Source organism: Psychroflexus sp. MES1-P1E, assembly GCF_002836055.1.
Classification (GTDB): Bacteria; Bacteroidota; Bacteroidia; order Flavobacteriales; family Flavobacteriaceae; genus Psychroflexus.
In genome coordinates this window covers 1-15,553 of record NZ_PJBS01000315.1, presented here as the reverse complement: position 1 = coordinate 15,553, position 15,553 = coordinate 1, and the positions used below count along the sequence as shown (strand labels likewise).

The 15,553-nt window shown below is 35.8% G+C and carries 11 protein-coding genes; 7 read left to right on the top strand and 4 right to left on the bottom strand.

All coding sequences use genetic code 11. From position 1 onward, the window contains the following. Positions 1–26 precede the first annotated feature (26 nt). The 3 genes from rimO (at position 27) to CXF67_RS12785 (ending at position 4,416) form a co-directional block, all read left to right on the top strand. Positions 27–1,349, top strand: a complete 1,323-nt coding sequence (gene rimO, locus CXF67_RS12795) for a 30S ribosomal protein S12 methylthiotransferase RimO (RefSeq protein ID WP_102089098.1) — start codon at positions 27–29, stop codon at positions 1,347–1,349. A 61-nt stretch (positions 1,350–1,410) separates the two neighbouring features. After that, positions 1,411–3,024 carry a bacillithiol biosynthesis cysteine-adding enzyme BshC gene (gene bshC / locus CXF67_RS12790; protein WP_102089097.1) on the top strand — a complete coding sequence of 538 codons (1,614 nt, stop codon included), beginning with the start codon at positions 1,411–1,413 and terminating at the stop codon, positions 3,022–3,024. A gap of 3 nt (positions 3,025–3,027) precedes the next feature. Continuing rightward, complete coding sequence (locus tag CXF67_RS12785) at positions 3,028–4,416, top strand: pyridoxal phosphate-dependent decarboxylase family protein (RefSeq protein ID WP_102089096.1); 1,389 nt, start codon at positions 3,028–3,030, stop codon at positions 4,414–4,416. 77 nt (positions 4,417–4,493) lie between these two features. Here the strand turns inward: CXF67_RS12785 and CXF67_RS12780 are convergent, their stop codons facing one another. Further along, the gene (locus CXF67_RS12780; protein ID WP_102089095.1) at positions 4,494–5,030 is read right to left on the bottom strand and encodes a DUF2911 domain-containing protein; all 537 of its coding nucleotides are present in this window, start codon (positions 5,028–5,030) and stop codon (positions 4,494–4,496) included. A 229-nt stretch (positions 5,031–5,259) separates the two neighbouring features. Here CXF67_RS12780 and gyrB point away from each other — a divergent pair, with 229 nt between their 5' ends. The 4 genes from gyrB to secDF all read left to right on the top strand — a co-directional run bounded on the left by gyrB (position 5,260) and on the right by secDF (position 12,390). Continuing rightward, positions 5,260–7,200 carry a DNA topoisomerase (ATP-hydrolyzing) subunit B gene (gyrB, locus tag CXF67_RS12775; RefSeq protein ID WP_102089094.1) on the top strand — a complete coding sequence of 647 codons (1,941 nt, stop codon included), beginning with the start codon at positions 5,260–5,262 and terminating at the stop codon, positions 7,198–7,200. A gap of 12 nt (positions 7,201–7,212) precedes the next feature. Continuing rightward, entirely contained in the window at positions 7,213–8,229 is a 1,017-nt protein-coding gene (locus CXF67_RS12770; RefSeq protein ID WP_102089093.1) for a DUF6588 family protein, read from the top strand. 26 nt (positions 8,230–8,255) lie between these two features. Beyond that, complete coding sequence (locus CXF67_RS12765; RefSeq protein WP_102089092.1) at positions 8,256–9,179, top strand: malate dehydrogenase; 924 nt, start codon at positions 8,256–8,258, stop codon at positions 9,177–9,179. A gap of 190 nt (positions 9,180–9,369) precedes the next feature. Continuing rightward, the gene (secDF, locus tag CXF67_RS12760) at positions 9,370–12,390 is read left to right on the top strand and encodes a protein translocase subunit SecDF (RefSeq protein WP_102089091.1); all 3,021 of its coding nucleotides are present in this window, start codon (positions 9,370–9,372) and stop codon (positions 12,388–12,390) included. A gap of 82 nt (positions 12,391–12,472) precedes the next feature. Here the strand turns inward: secDF and CXF67_RS12755 are convergent, their stop codons facing one another. From CXF67_RS12755 to CXF67_RS12745, 3 genes are all read right to left on the bottom strand, one after another. After that, positions 12,473–13,477, bottom strand: coding sequence for a 3-oxoacyl-ACP synthase III family protein (locus CXF67_RS12755; RefSeq protein ID WP_102089090.1), 1,005 nt, complete (start codon positions 13,475–13,477; stop codon positions 12,473–12,475). 132 nt (positions 13,478–13,609) lie between these two features. Further along, the gene (locus CXF67_RS12750; protein ID WP_102089089.1) at positions 13,610–14,917 is read right to left on the bottom strand and encodes an ABC1 kinase family protein; all 1,308 of its coding nucleotides are present in this window, start codon (positions 14,915–14,917) and stop codon (positions 13,610–13,612) included. A 3-nt stretch (positions 14,918–14,920) separates the two neighbouring features. Continuing rightward, positions 14,921–15,553 (bottom strand): TetR family transcriptional regulator C-terminal domain-containing protein (locus CXF67_RS12745; RefSeq protein ID WP_257984690.1); only part of this gene is annotated, 633 nt, incomplete at its 5' end.

Sequence of the window (15,553 nt, the reverse complement as noted above, 5' to 3'; positions counted from 1 at the left end):
TTCGCAATTAAATTTTCAAGAAGCAGATGAGGACAAAATCAATAAAAAAGAATAAAATCAATGTAGTCACCTTAGGGTGTAGTAAAAACATCTACGATTCCGAAGTTCTGATGGGACAACTCAAAGCCAACGGTAAAGAGGTTGCTCACGAAACAGAGGGTGATATAGTAGTGATTAATACCTGTGGTTTTATTGATAATGCAAAAGAAGAATCTGTCAATACAATTCTTGATTTTGTTCAGAAGAAAGAGAAAGGTGAAGTTAAAAAAGTGTTTGTGACAGGTTGCTTGTCAGAACGTTATAAACCAGACCTTCAAAAAGAAATACCTGACGTAGACCAATATTTTGGAACAACTGAACTCCCAGCGCTTCTTAAAGCCTTAGGAGCAGACTACAAACACGAACTTATTGGGGAGCGTATAACGACGACTCCAAAAAATTATGCTTTCCTAAAAATTGCTGAAGGTTGTGACCGTCCATGTTCATTTTGCGCAATACCGCTAATGAGAGGAATTCATAGATCTACACCGATCGAAGATCTTGTAAAAGAATCTAAAAGCCTTGCTGCAAATGGAGTTAAGGAACTAATATTGATTGCTCAAGACCTGACTTATTACGGACTTGATTTATATAAAAAGAGAAATTTAGCTGAATTGCTTAGGGAATTAGTTAAAGTAGAGGGTATAGAATGGATCCGTCTACATTACGCATTTCCAACTGGTTTTCCAGTCGACGTCCTTGACGTTATAAGGGAAGAGCCAAAAGTTTGCAATTATATTGATATTCCATTGCAGCACATTTCAGACCATATACTGAAATCTATGCGAAGAGGAACTACTCATAAGAAAACAACAGACTTGCTTATCAAGTTTAGAAAAGAAGTTCCTCAGATGACCATCAGAACTACACTAATCGTAGGTTATCCTGGTGAGACTGAAGAAGATTTTGAAGAGTTAAAACAATGGGTAGAGGAGATGCGTTTTGAGCGTCTTGGCTGTTTCACCTATTCTCATGAAGAAAATACACATGCTTATAACCTTGAGGATGACGTGCCTGAAGAAGTTAAAATGCAACGTGCTAATGAAATTATGGAGATTCAGTCACAAATATCTTGGGAGTTGAATCAACAAAAAATTGGAAAAACCTTCAAATGTGTCATCGATCGAAAAGAAGGCAATTACTTTGTAGGAAGAACGGAATTTGATTCACCTGATGTGGATAATGAAGTTCTTATAGATAGCAAATTACATTACTTAAAAACGGGAGATTTCACTCATATAAAAATAACTGAAGCTGCTGATTTTGATTTGTATGGTGAGCCGGTTTTAGTAGAAGCTATTTTGAATTAATTTAACTTTAATAGCCTTTCATCACCCTTATTTATATTTGTGAAGATTCAAACTTAAATTTATGGCCGACTGTTTATCTTTCCGTTCAACAGGTTATTTTAGTGATCTTATTTCAGATTATATCGAGCAAAACCAAGATTTAAAGTTGTTTTATAATAGATTTCCATCCATTGAAAGTTTTAAAGATCAAATTACAGAAAAGCAGAAGGGTTATGATGATGATAACAGAAAGGTTTTAGTTGAAGTTCTGAAAGAACAATACCAGACCCTATCATCATCGGAGGATACTAAATCTCATATTGAATCCCTTCAAGAACCTTCTACATTCACAGTAACCACTGGGCATCAGCTTAATTTATTCACAGGTCCGCTTTATTTTCTTTATAAAATAGTTTCTACACTAAATTTAGCTAAATCGCTAAAGGAAAACTATCCAGATTTTAATTTTGTTCCTGTTTATTGGATGGCCACAGAAGACCATGATTTTGAAGAAATTAATTATTTTAATTTTCAACAGAAGAAGTTAGAGTGGAAAACCAATGCTCAAGGAGCTGTAGGTCATTTATCTACTGCGGGTTTAGATCAACTTAGTAAGTCCATTGAAACAGAATTTGGGGAAAGTGATAATGCTGAATATCTAAAAAATCTATTTAAAGAGGCCTATCTAAAGCACGAAACCCTTGCTGAAGCTACACAGTTTTTAGCTAACGAATTATTTGGAGACTACGGGCTGGTCATTTTGGATGCTGATGATGCCCGCTTGAAGTTCAAGTTTAGTAAGCAAATAAAAAATGATTTAGTCTATCACACTGCTTTTCGTCAAATCGAGAAGCAATCAGATAAACTGTCTAAACTCGGGTATAGCGTTCAAGTCAACCCAAGAGAAATCAATCTTTTTTATTTGCATGAAAAAACACGATCTAGAATAGTCCAAAAAGATGAAAACTACTATGTGTTGGATACCGATTTGAAATTCACAAAAGCAGAAGTTTTAGATTTGGTCGATCAACATCCAGAGCGTTTTTCGCCCAACGTAGCGCTAAGGCCGCTTTACCAAGAAGTGATTTTACCAAATTTAGCATACATTGGAGGAGGAGGTGAGTTGGCTTATTGGTTGGAATTGAAATCTTATTTTAAAGCGGAAAAGGTGACCTTCCCTTCTCTCGTTTTACGAAATTCAGTTTTGCTATACTCAGATAAAACCTCGAGTAAGCTCAATACATTAAATGCTAAAATTCAAGACCTTTTTCTTTCACCAGAAGAGCTAGAAGCCCAGCATACCAAAAAACTCTCAAAGATAGATATCGATTTTGGAAAGCAGAAGCAGGTCTTAGAGAAGCAATTTGAAGATTTATATGAGCTGGCTAAAAACACAGATAAATCATTTTATGGTGCTGTTGCAGCACAAGAGAAAAAGCAAAAAAACGGTCTAGATCATCTTGAGAAGCGTCTGCTAAAAGCACAAAAGCGTAGATTAAAGTCAGAGAATGAACTTGTCTTGAAGATACAAACGGTGTTATTTCCAAAGCGATCACTTCAAGAGCGATCTCTAAATTTTAGTGAAATCTACATAGATTATGGAGCGCGTTTGATCCCTGAATTAATGGAAGAACTGGACCCTTTTCAAATGAAGTTCCTCTGCCTAGAGTTAACCATTTACAATAAAAAACATTAAATTATGAAAAGCATGCACGCCGTAGACATGGATACTATCGAAATGACACTCGATATCATGAAATACGCTATCAATAGAATATCGAATACTTCTCCAGAGTTGGGTAAACCAAAACAGGAAAAAGAGCTTTTAAAACTTGTTGGAGATACCGTTACCAAAGAAGGTATTGGAGGTGAGAAAGCGTTCCAATTGTTTAAAGATGTTTTGGTGAAAGCTGCTGTACCTGTAGATCACCCTCGACATTTGGCTTTTGTTCCTGCTGCTCCTACACGTGCTGCAGTGTTATTTGATTTGGTGACCTCGGCTGCAAGTATTCATGGTGCCTATTGGATGACTGGCGGTGGTGGTATTTTTTGCGAAAATCGAGCAATGGAGTGGTTGGTGTCTCTTACTGGAATGCCAGAAGGAACTTTTGGAGTTTTTACCAGTGGTGGAACTGCAGCCAATCTTTCAGCAATAGTGACGGCTAGAGAGTATTGGAGGTCTTTAGATGATGAAAATAAAGCATTGAAGGGTTTGATTATTACTTCTAGTGGAGCCCACTCTTCCGTAAAATCTATGGCGCAAGTTATTGATGCCGAAATTATTACTGTAGATAATAATGATGAACACAAACTCACACAGGAGTGTTTGGAAAAAGAAATCAAAGGTTTGTCTGTATTTGACAGGAAGCGATTATTTGCTGTGGTAGCGACAGGAGGAACCACAAACGCTGGGATTATTGATGATTTGAGTGGCGTTGCCGAAGTGTGTGAGCGAGAGAACTTATGGTTTCACGTTGATGCTGCTTATGGGGGTGCAGCTTTGGCTGCTCCTTCTGTAAGACATCTATTTAACGGTATTGAAAAAGCAGATAGCGTGACTATAGATCCTCATAAATGGATGTTCTCTCCTTACGACTGTGGAGCGATTATTTATAAAAATATGGATCTAGCTAGTAATGCCCATTCCCAAAAAGGAGCTTACTTAGATATCTTTAAAGACGAAGGAGCTCAAGGGTTTAATCCATCAGATTATCAAATTCAATTGACAAGACGCCTTAGAGGTTTGCCTTTATGGTATTCTTTGGCAATGCACGGTACAGATCGATATACTGTAGCAATAGAAAGAGGTCTTGAATTAGCAAATAACGCTGCTAAACAAATTGAACAATTGCCTTTTGTAGAACTGGTTCGAGAGCCTGGATTATCCTGTGTTTTATTTTCTAGACTAGGGTGGACTGCAGATGATTACAGAGAATGGACCTATACCAATCACGATAGTGGTTTCGCTTTAGTCACTCCTACCAAATGGACTGGGAAGGACGGTGAAATTACCTGTGCTAGGTTTTGCTTTATCAATCCAGATACAACTGAAAAGGACGTTAAAGAGATATTAGAGTCTATGAAATAAACCCTTTAAAAACAAGACCTCCTCATTTTCTAATGAGGAGGTCTTGTAAATTTAATTTATGTTCGTTATGAAGTGTGCTATAATTTCTGAATCGGAATTTCCACGAAAGTATCATCCCAACCCATCAAAAGGTCGGAGCCATATTCGGTAGGTTTAAAAGTGACAGAGAAATCTTCAAGAGTAGCGGCTGTATTTCTTGCCATCACAGTTGTTCTTAATACATCTAAAGAGTCCTTATAGCTGTATGCTCCCCAAGTGTTGATTACTTTATTAATTATAACAACCCAGTTTTCTTTATTAGGAATGGTATATAGTGTATAAGTGCCAGCTTTTACTTTTTCACTATTAAAAAGAACATCTTCATAAAATGTAATTTCTGTAGCTTCGTTTGCTCCTGTCCTCCATATTTCACCATAGGGAACTAAGTCTCCAAAGATAACGCGATTCTTCTTTTTTGGCCTGCTGTAAATGATTCTAGCCAGTGGGGAGTTGTTTTGATTCCTTGTGATTACAGCATCCATCGGACTTTTATCCAGATCTTTAAAATCTTGCGCAGATAAGGATACTGTTGTAAGCATAAGCACAAGGGGGAGACATAAGTTGAGTAATTTCATTTTTTTAATTTTTTATCAAATTAAATCTATGGATTCTCCTTTTGAGTTTAATTTGTGTTAAAGTAATATATAATTTTACTAAAATTGGATTCTAAGCTGACATCATACTAATCTAAAGCAAAATACTGCAATTGAAATTAACTTCAATAAAATCGATTTAAGTAGGTTAAAATCATCAGAAAACATATCCAATTTACTATATTTGTCTGTTGTTAATTTAATAAAAGTTATGAGCGAAGAAGTCAAAAAACACAATTATTCAGCTGATAGTATTCAGGCTTTAGAAGGGATGGAGCACGTGAGAATGCGCCCATCTATGTATATAGGAGATGTTGGAGAAAGAGGTCTTCATCACTTGGTATACGAAGTAGTTGATAATTCCATAGATGAAGCTATGGGAGGGTATTGTGATAAGATTGACTTAGTCATAAATGAAGACGGATCTGTCACCACCTTAGATAATGGTCGTGGTATTCCTATCGATTTACATAAAAAAGAAGGCGTATCTGCTTTAGAAGTGGTTATGACCAAAATTGGAGCAGGAGGGAAGTTTGATAAAGACTCCTACAAGGTTTCTGGTGGACTTCATGGCGTAGGAGTTTCAGTTGTAAATGCATTGTCTATTAAACTTCATGCCAGAGTATTTAAAGATGGAAGAGTTTGGGAGCAAGAGTACGAAAGAGGGAAAGCCATCTATCCTGTTAAACCTACTGGAGATACTGAACATAATGGAACGGAGATCACCTTTAAACCCGATTATGAAATTTTTCAAGAGTCTGTTGAATTTAAATATGAAACTCTTGCTAAGCGTTTAAGAGAGCTTTCTTACTTAAATAAAGGCATAAGAATATCTATAATCGATAAGCGTCAAACTAATGATGACGGCGAGTATAGACAGGATGAATTTTATTCTGAAGAAGGGTTAAAAGAATTTATAAGGTTTATAGACCAAAATAGGGAGCCCATCATCACCGATGTAATCTCTATGGAAAGTGAAAAAAATAACATTCCTGTAGAAGTTGCTATGGTGTATAACAACTCGTATAGTGAGAATCTACATTCTTATGTAAATAACATCAATACCCATGAGGGGGGAACTCACCTCTCAGGATTTAGGAGAGGCTTAACCGCAACTCTAAAGAAATATGCAGATAATTCTGGTCTTCTAGATAAGTTGAAATTTGAAATCACAGGTGATGATTTTAGAGAGGGACTCACCGCGATAGTCTCTGTGAAAGTGGCTAACCCTCAATTTGAAGGACAAACAAAAACTAAGTTAGGAAATAGAGAATTGACTTCTGCTGTATCTCAGGCAGTTACCGAAATGCTGGAGATTTACCTTGAAGAAAATCCTAATGATGCTAAAACCATTGTGCAAAAAGTGATGCTTGCTGCACAGGCAAGACATGCTGCTAAAAAAGCACGTGAAATGGTTCAGCGTAAAACCGTCATGAGTGGAGGGGGACTTCCAGGTAAGCTTTCTGACTGTTCAGAACAAGATCCAGAAGCTTGCGAAGTATTTCTAGTAGAGGGTGATTCTGCTGGTGGTACGGCTAAGCAAGGACGAGACAGGAAATTTCAAGCTATTTTGCCACTTAGAGGTAAAATTCTGAATGTTGAAAAAGCGATGCAACATCGTGTTTTTGAAAACGAAGAAATCAAGAATATTTATACGGCTCTTGGTGTAACTATAGGTACTGAAGAAGATAGTAAAGCCTTGAACCTTTCTAAATTAAGATACCATAAAGTAATTATAATGTGTGATGCGGATGTGGATGGTAGCCACATTGCCACACTCATCCTGACGTTCTTTTTCAGATATATGAAAGAGCTTATAGAAGCCAGTCATATTTATATCGCTACTCCTCCTTTATATTTAATTAAAAAAGGAAGTAAAAAGCGTTATGCTTGGAATGAAAAAGAAAGGAATGAAATTGTAAATGAATACAAGACTTCAGTGAGCGTTCAACGTTATAAAGGTCTTGGAGAGATGAATGCAATACAACTTTGGGATACGACTATGAATCCTGAAAACAGAATTCTAAGACGCGTTACTATTGTCGATATGGCTGAAGCGGATAGGATCTTTTCAATGTTGATGGGAGATGAGGTTCCACCTCGCAGAGAGTTTATCGAACAAAATGCAGTTTATGCGAATATTGATGCTTAAATAATATATATCATGAAACATTATAGGTCTGTAATTTGTTTAATTTTTTTTATTTCATTTTCAGTAACCTATTCACAGAATGGTATTGAGAATCTATTATCTTCTGGTTTAGAAGATGCCAATAGATTTATGAATCTTTATGCAGAACCAGGTTCTGAAGCCTTGATTTATGGTCTTTCTAATGGGTGGTATAATTCAGCTAAGGTCAAAGGGCTTGGTGGTTTTGAAATTTCATTTATTGCAGGAGTTTCTCAAATTCAAGATAATAACACAAGGTTTATCTTAAATGAAAATGACTATGATTTTTTAAGATTCGCTACGGGGCCAAGTGAACAGGAGGTGGGTACTTTATTTGGTCAGAATTCCCCTGACATTAATATGAACATTTTAGAGGGAAATCAAACTATAGGCTCAATCTCTTTACCGCAAGGTCTTGGTTCAGAAAACATAGAATACATTCCTAATCTAATAATTCAAGGGAGTGTAGGTCTCCCTTTTAGTACAGAACTCAAGTTGAGGTTTTTACCAGAAATTGAAACTAAAGATGTTACTTCCCAGTTCTATGGTGCAGGATTACAACATGAGTTTACAAATTGGATTCCTGGCTTAAAGCTTTTACCTATTGCATTCTCTGGTTTTGTAGGATACAACAGTTTTGAAGGAGAATACAAGTTTTCAGAGCAAAGCAGTTTTATTTCTGGTACCAATCAATCCATTTCTACCGATATCGACTCTTGGCACTATGCAATTTTAGTTTCTACAAAACTACCTATTATTAATTTTTATGGGAGTATAGGAGGGGTTTCTGGATCTGCAGTTACTCGATTAAAAGGAGAATATATCGTCAATACTGGCGTTTCAGAAGTCCAAGGTGATACTTTTATAGACCCTTTGCGTTTAGATACATCAGTAAATGGGTATAGAGCAACTCTAGGTACAAAATTATCATTGGCTTTTTTTAAACTGAATATCGATTATAGTTTTCAAGAGTACAATAGCCTAAATGTTGGAATTAATTTTGGAATTTAGTTACTAATTATATAAAACAATTAAAGATGAAAATTACAGTAGTAGGTGCAGGTGCAGTAGGCGCTAGTTGTGCAGAGTATATAGCTATAAAAGATTTTGCTTCAGAAGTAGTTCTGCTTGATATTAAAGAAGGCTTTGCCGAGGGAAAAGCTATGGACTTAATGCAAACTGCAACGCTCAATGATTTCGATACAAAAATTACAGGAACCACTGGAGATTATTCAAAAACAAAAGATTCTCAAGTGGCGGTTATCACCTCTGGAATTCCTAGAAAACCAGGAATGACTAGAGAAGAACTCATTGGTATTAATGCTGGAATTGTAAAAGATGTTGCTACTCAATTGGTAAAGCACTCTCCTGATGTTACAATTATAGTCGTAAGCAATCCAATGGATACGATGACTTATCTTGCTCATAAAGAACTAGGACTTCCAAAAAATAGAATTATTGGAATGGGAGGTGCTCTAGATAGTGCAAGATTCAAATATAGATTAAGTGAGGCATTAGGCTGCCCGGGTTCTGATGTTGAAGGCATGGTAATAGGAGGGCATAGTGATACAGGAATGCTTCCGTTAACTCGTTTAGCAACTAGAAATAGTGTGAGAGTAACTGAATTTTTATCAGAAGAGCGTTTGGATCAAGTGTCTGAAGACACTAAAGTTGGAGGAGCTACTTTAACGAAATTGCTAGGTACAAGTGCTTGGTATGCTCCAGGAGCTGCGGTTTCTTCTCTTGTTCAATCTATAGTTTGTGATCAAAAGAAAATGTTCCCTTGTTCTACTTTATTAGATGGAGAATATGGTCTAAAAGATCTTTGTATTGGTGTTCCAGTTATCATCGGAAAAAATGGAATTGAAAAAATTGTTGAGATAGATCTCAATGATGCCGAAAAAGCAAAACTTAAAGAAAGTGCAGAAGCTGTGAGAAAGACAAATGGTCTTTTAGAGTAAGTTTCTGATTCATATAACTTTAAACCCGACTTAGGTCGGGTTTTCTGATTGTTTTCGATATCGATTCGGACTTTTGACCACAAAAAAAGATGACTCAAAAGTTAAAATTATCTTTAATAAAAAAATTGCCATTTCTATATCGAAAACCTATATTTGCCTGATTTAAAACAAGACACTAATAATTTTAAGAATGCAGAATAAAGGACTCATTAAACTATTTGCTGTACTATTTGCTTTGGTAAGTATATATCAATTGTCATTTACTTTTATAGCGAGTAACGTTGAAACAGAAGCAGAAACTTTCGCAGAAAGTGAAATACCAGAAAGTGTAGAAAACTTTACACAGGAAAGGAATAATGCTGCCGAACAGTATCTAGACTCCATCGGGAATGAGTCAATTTTTGCAGGTATTAGCTACAATACTGCAAAAGGTAAAGAGCTCAATAAAGGCTTGGATTTGAAGGGAGGTATCAATGTTATACTTCAAATATCGGTCGGTGATTTATTAAAAGGTTTAGCTAATAATTCAAAAGATCCTGCTTTTAATCAAGCTCTAGCTGATGCTGGCGAAGCAAGGAAAAATAGTCAAGACAGCTTTTTGGAATTGTTTTATCAGGCTTTTGAAAGTAAAGAAGGAGCTAGTTTAGCTTCTCCTGATATTTTTGGAACTAAAGCTTTATCCGATGAGGTAAGCTTTGATATGGAAAACAGCAGTGTGAAGCCAATTATCAATAGGAAAATTGATGAAAGTGTGACTTCAGCTTTTGAGGTCTTAAGAGAACGTATTGATAAATTTGGTGTTACACAACCTAACATTCAACGTCTTGGAGATTCTGGAAGAATTTTAATCGAACTTCCAGGGGCTAAAGACATCAGCAGAATTCAAAACCTTTTGCAGAGTACTGCTCAGCTTGAATTTTGGGATGTTTATAGAGCTAATGAATTCTCGGATTACTTAGTAACCGCAGATGCTATTGTTTCTGAAAATATCAAAAGTGAGACTGAAAAGTCTGAAGATTCCCAAGTAGAAGTGGAGGAACAAGGAGAGACTGAAACTGACGATTTAGAAAGTTTACTTTCTTCTGAAGATGAAGAAATTGAAGATTTTTCAAAATCCAATCCTCTTTTAAGTTTGGTTCAGACTGTTGGACAACCTCAAGGCCCTATTATAGCGTATTTTGCTATAAAAGATACTGCTAAAGTGAATTCCTACCTATCAATGCCTCAGGTTAAATCTCAATTGCCTGCTGGTAAAAAGTTCGCTAAATTTGTTTGGGGAAAACCAGCAAAGGATTCAGAAATAATTGAATTATATGCCTTAAAAGGCAATAGAAATAACGAGCCACAATTAAGTGGTGCTGTAGTTACAGATGCTCAACAAACTTACGATCAAGTAGGTCGTCTAGCAGTGAGTATGCAAATGGATGGACGTGGTTCTAAAATTTGGGAAGATATGACAGGTAAAGCGTCCTCTCAAGGTTCTCAAATTGCTATCGTCTTAGACAATATCGTGTATTCTGCACCAGGTGTTTCAAGTGGTCCTATAACTGGAGGTAGAAGTGAAATTTCAGGAGAATATTCTATTGAAGAGGCGCAAGATTTAGCGAATGTTTTAAGAGCTGGTAAACTTCCTGCTTCAGCAAATATTGTACAAAGTGAGATAGTAGGACCTTCTTTAGGTCAAGAAGCTATTGACAGTGGAGTTTTATCTTTTGGAATCGCTCTTATTTTTGTTCTTCTTTACATGATTTTCTATTATGGAAAAGCTGGGCTCTATGCTGATATTGCTCTAGTTGTAAACATTTTATTCATATTTGGAGTTTTATCTGGACTTGGAGCTGTTCTCACCTTACCCGGTATCGCTGGTATAGTTCTTACCATTGGTATGTCTGTAGATGCAAACGTTCTTATCTTTGAAAGGATAAGAGAAGAACTTGCAAAAGGCAAAACACAAGCCGAAGCCATTAGCGACGGTTTTAAAAATGCGCTGTCGTCTATACTTGATGCCAATATTACCACAGGTCTTACTGGATTAATTCTTTTGACTTTTGGTACAGGACCAATTAAAGGCTTTGCAACCACTTTATTAATCGGTATCGTCACTTCATTATTCTGTGCGATTTTCTTAACCCGACTATTTATTGCTGGAGGAGGGAAAAAAGGTAAATCTTTACCATTCTCTACAGGTATAACTAAGAATTGGTTTTTGAATATTGACATCGACTTCTTAAAGAAAAGAAAAGTTGCTTATATTATCTCTGCGCTAGCTATACTTATCAGTATAGGTTCTTTAGCTACCAAAGGCCTTAACCAAGGTGTAGATTTTGTTGGAGGAAGAAGCTATACAGTAAGATTTGAGCAACCAGTAAACCCTACTGAAATCCAAACTAAATTGGTTCAAGATTTACTGAGTGTAGAAGCAAAAACTTACGGCTCTTCAAGTCAGCTTAAAATTACAACTAATTATAAAATCGAAGAGGAAGGAACGGTCATAGATGACGAGATTCAAGCCATTCTATTTAATAATTTAAAAGAGTATCTCCCAGGAGGAATGATATTAAAATCCTTTAAGGTTGGTGAATCTGGAAATGATGAAAAAGAGTTTGGTATCATGTCTTCTATAAAAGTGGGGCCAACGATTGCAGACGATATTAAGACGGCATCGTATTATGCTATCATCGGATCTCTTATTGTTGTTTTCTTATATATTCTTTTGAGATTTAGAAGATGGCAATTTTCTCTAGGTGCTGTAGCTGCTGTTATTCATGATGTCATTATAGTTTTAGGTCTTTTCTCACTACTCTCTAATGTATTACCGTTTAGTCTAGAAATAGATCAAGCATTTATTGCTGCGATTCTTACGGTTATTGGTTATTCTTTGAATGATACAGTCGTTGTTTTTGATAGAATCAGAGAATATTTCAATGAGCATCCAACTTGGAAGATGAACAAACTGGTTAACTTAGCAGTAAGTTCTACGATAAGTAGAACAATCAATACCTCTTTAACCACACTTGTCGTATTGACAGCCATTTTTATTTTCGGTGGAGATAGCATTAGAGGATTTATGTTTGCTCTTATTATAGGGGTGGTTGTAGGTACATATTCTTCTGTATTTATTGCAACGCCTATTATGTTTGATTCAGTTAAGAAAAAAGGAATTGATCTTAGCATAACTGTAGCTGAAGAAAAAGGCCAAGTTAATGCTTAGTACAATAATCTTATAACTTCATAAAAAAAGCCTTGAAATTATTTTCAAGGCTTTTTTTATGTCTAGTTCGTATGAGATATGGCTACCATCGAATGATAACACTTCCCCAGGTGAAACCACTTCCAAAAGCAGCCATAACTACTAAGTCTCCTTTTTTAATTTTTCCTTCTTCCCAAGCCTCCGTGAGCGCTATAGGGATAGAAGCTGCAGTTGTGTTTCCATATTTTTCGATATTGTTAAGGACTTGGTCATCCTTCAAGCCAAATTTCTTTTGAATAAATTGAGAAATCCTTAGATTCGCTTGATGAGGGATAAACATATCGATATCCTCCTTGGTTAAGTTATTGAATTTTAAGCCTTCTTCAATCACTTGAGAGAACCTTGAGACTGCATGTTTAAAAACAACCTGTCCATTCATTTTTGGAAAGTAAGGAATATTTTCTTGCGAGTTTTCAGCGATGATTTCTGGCACCCATTTCTCAGTCGACGGACCTCTTAAAGATAATTCGTCAATATATTCACCTTCCGAGTGTAAGTGTGACGATAAAATTCCTGACTCATCGTCACTTCTGCTCAAAATAGCCGCACCTGCACCATCACCAAATATGACAGACACGTGGCGGCTTCTATTGGTCATGTCCAGTCCACCACTATGGTTTTCACTTCCAATTACAAGCACATTTTTATACATACCTGTTTTTATAAATTGATCGGCTACAGAAAGTCCATAAACGAAACCACTACACTGGTTTCTAACATCCAATGCAGGACAGGTTTTAATATTCAATTCTTTTTGAATCTGAACACCACAGCCTGGAAAGTAATAATCTGGGCTTAACGTCGCGAAAATGATAAGTTCTATATCATCTTTGTCAATTTGCGCTCTTTCTATAGCCAGTCGAGCTGCTTTTAAGCCCATTACTGCAGTAGAATTCCCGTCTCCTTTTTTAATATGGCGCCTTTCTTTTATGCCCGTTCGTTCTTGAATCCATTCATCGGAGGTATCCATAACTTTACTCAAGTCTTCGTTTGTAACGACGTGCTCAGGGACAAATTTTCCTAAACCTATTATTTTTGATGTATACATTGAATTAAATATTTAGCAACGCAAGTTACTTATAATTGAGGATTCCTTAAGATTAAGACCAAAAAAAAACGCTCTTCTACTAATTTTCAAAGAGCGTTTCTTAATCAACTTAATCAATAACCTTCAGATGATTTACATATATTTCTTGTAATCATTAATATCAACCTTTGCATTCAAATCGTGAAGCAAATTATAAAGACCAAAAAATGTTCGGTTAATATAAAGGAAATGCTTACTTCCTCTGTTACCATTCATTTTTCTTAATTCTTTATCACTACTATACTTTTCGCTTAATCCTGAAATCTTAGACCAAAATTCTGCATCTCCAAAGTCAAATGTCTCTTTATGAAATGGGCTGGTAAATAAGCTAAGCATCTCGTGAAATAAAGATGAGAAGTATTCGATTTCCCTTTCAGAATCATCGGGTCTTATGATTTCTAATTCTTTAAGCTTTTCAAAAAAGAATTCGGGGTTATTTATATTTTTAGGTATTGCCAATTCAAAATAGGGTGTGTAAAATTGAAGTGGAATTGTTTTGATACATCCAAAATCGATGGCGATTAAATTATAGTCTTTATCGATTAAGAAATTTCCTGGATGAGGATCAGCATGGACTTCCTTAAGTTTGTGAAATTGGAACATATAAAAATTCCAAAGGGTTTGTCCTATTGAATTCCCTGTCTCTTCACTAAATTCTAACTTAACAAAATCACTTAGATGTTTACCATCCATCCAGTCCATGGTAATAATTCGCTCACTTGATAAATTCTCATAATACTTTGGAAACTTCAAGTTCGGAATCACTGCACACGCTTTAGAAATACGTTGACTTTGTTCAACCTCAAGGATATAATCTGTTTCCTCTATGAGTTTATCTTCAATTTCTTTAAAGTATCTTTTAGAATCTTCACCTTTTAAGTTAAACATCCTTGTCGCTATAGGCTTAACCATCGCAAGGTCAGAACTAATGCTCTCTGCTACTCCTGGATATTGAATCTTTATAGCGTACTTATTGCCATCTTTTTCAGCCCTGTGAACTTGACCAATACTCGCTGCGTTTACTGAATCTGCAGTGAATTTGTCGAAGATTTCTTCTGGGTACTTACCGTTATACTTTTTGAACGTTCTTCTCACTAAAGGTGCAGATAGAGGAGGAACACTAAATTGAGCTAAACTAAATTTTTCCACATAGGCACTTGGCAACAGACTCTTGTCCATGGATAGCATCTGTGCTACCTTAAGCGCACTCCCTTTTAGATTTTTTAATCCATCATAAATATCGTTGGCATTGTCTTCATCCAGACTATCTCTAGTCAATTCCGGGTTGAAGGCTTTTTTGGAATAATACTTTAAATAATTAGCGCCAACTTTAGTCCCTGTTCCAATTAATTTTGAAGTACGACTAAATTTGCCTGTGGGTATTTTATCAATTGTTTTCATCGCTTATTTCATTGTTTCTTTGTAAAGGAATTTCCCGAAATCAAAAACCTTTTCAAGTGGGGTATTATCAAGTACGTCGAAAATGGTGTTGACGGATTTTTCAATAGCAACATCTGTTTTTTCAAAATCTGCTGATTTATCATCTTTCCAGAATTTTAACAGAAATAAAAATTGAATCCATGCTGCTTCAGAATAGATAGATTCATTTCGTTTTAGAAAGCTGTAAGACTTTTCATCATTGTCATCTTCTATCAACTCCTTTGCAAAAGATTTGATATTTCTCCGCAAGCCTTTTAATTGTTTTAAGTTTTTAAGCTGATCCTCATTTTCCTCAAGAACATAAAGTACGTAACTTCTATTGGCAGTCAAAATTTCAAAAAAGGTAAAAAAGAAGGTGAGCATTTTCTCTCTACTTCCATAATTAGCCACTTCTTCATTTTGATTCATCAGGGAATGGGCATTATCAAAAAAGGATTCCCAGATATCTTCCCTTAGGGCTTGAAAATTTCCAAAGTATTTATAAAAATCTTTTTCTTCAAATTTGTTATCCTTAGCAAACTTATAAACCGACCTAGGAATGTGTTCATGCTCTAAGACATGATCCATATAATAAGTTATGATGTCGATCTTAGATAA

What these genes read in the sequence shown, in the direction of transcription:
- bshC (WP_102089097.1), top strand. Translation starts at nt 1,411, where the DNA reads ATGGCCGACTGTTTATCTTTCCGTTCAACAGGTTATTTTAGTGATCTT.
- CXF67_RS12755 (WP_102089090.1), bottom strand. Translation starts at nt 13,477, where the DNA reads ATGTATACATCAAAAATAATAGGTTTAGGAAAATTTGTCCCTGAGCAC.
- CXF67_RS12780 (WP_102089095.1), bottom strand. Translation starts at nt 5,030, where the DNA reads ATGAAATTACTCAACTTATGTCTCCCCCTTGTGCTTATGCTTACAACA.
- CXF67_RS12770 (WP_102089093.1), top strand. Translation starts at nt 7,213, where the DNA reads ATGAAACATTATAGGTCTGTAATTTGTTTAATTTTTTTTATTTCATTT.
- rimO (WP_102089098.1), top strand. Translation starts at nt 27, where the DNA reads ATGAGGACAAAATCAATAAAAAAGAATAAAATCAATGTAGTCACCTTA.
- secDF (WP_102089091.1), top strand. Translation starts at nt 9,370, where the DNA reads ATGCAGAATAAAGGACTCATTAAACTATTTGCTGTACTATTTGCTTTG.
- gyrB (WP_102089094.1), top strand. Translation starts at nt 5,260, where the DNA reads ATGAGCGAAGAAGTCAAAAAACACAATTATTCAGCTGATAGTATTCAG.
- CXF67_RS12750 (WP_102089089.1), bottom strand. Translation starts at nt 14,917, where the DNA reads ATGAAAACAATTGATAAAATACCCACAGGCAAATTTAGTCGTACTTCA.
- CXF67_RS12785 (WP_102089096.1), top strand. Translation starts at nt 3,028, where the DNA reads ATGAAAAGCATGCACGCCGTAGACATGGATACTATCGAAATGACACTC.
- CXF67_RS12765 (WP_102089092.1), top strand. Translation starts at nt 8,256, where the DNA reads ATGAAAATTACAGTAGTAGGTGCAGGTGCAGTAGGCGCTAGTTGTGCA.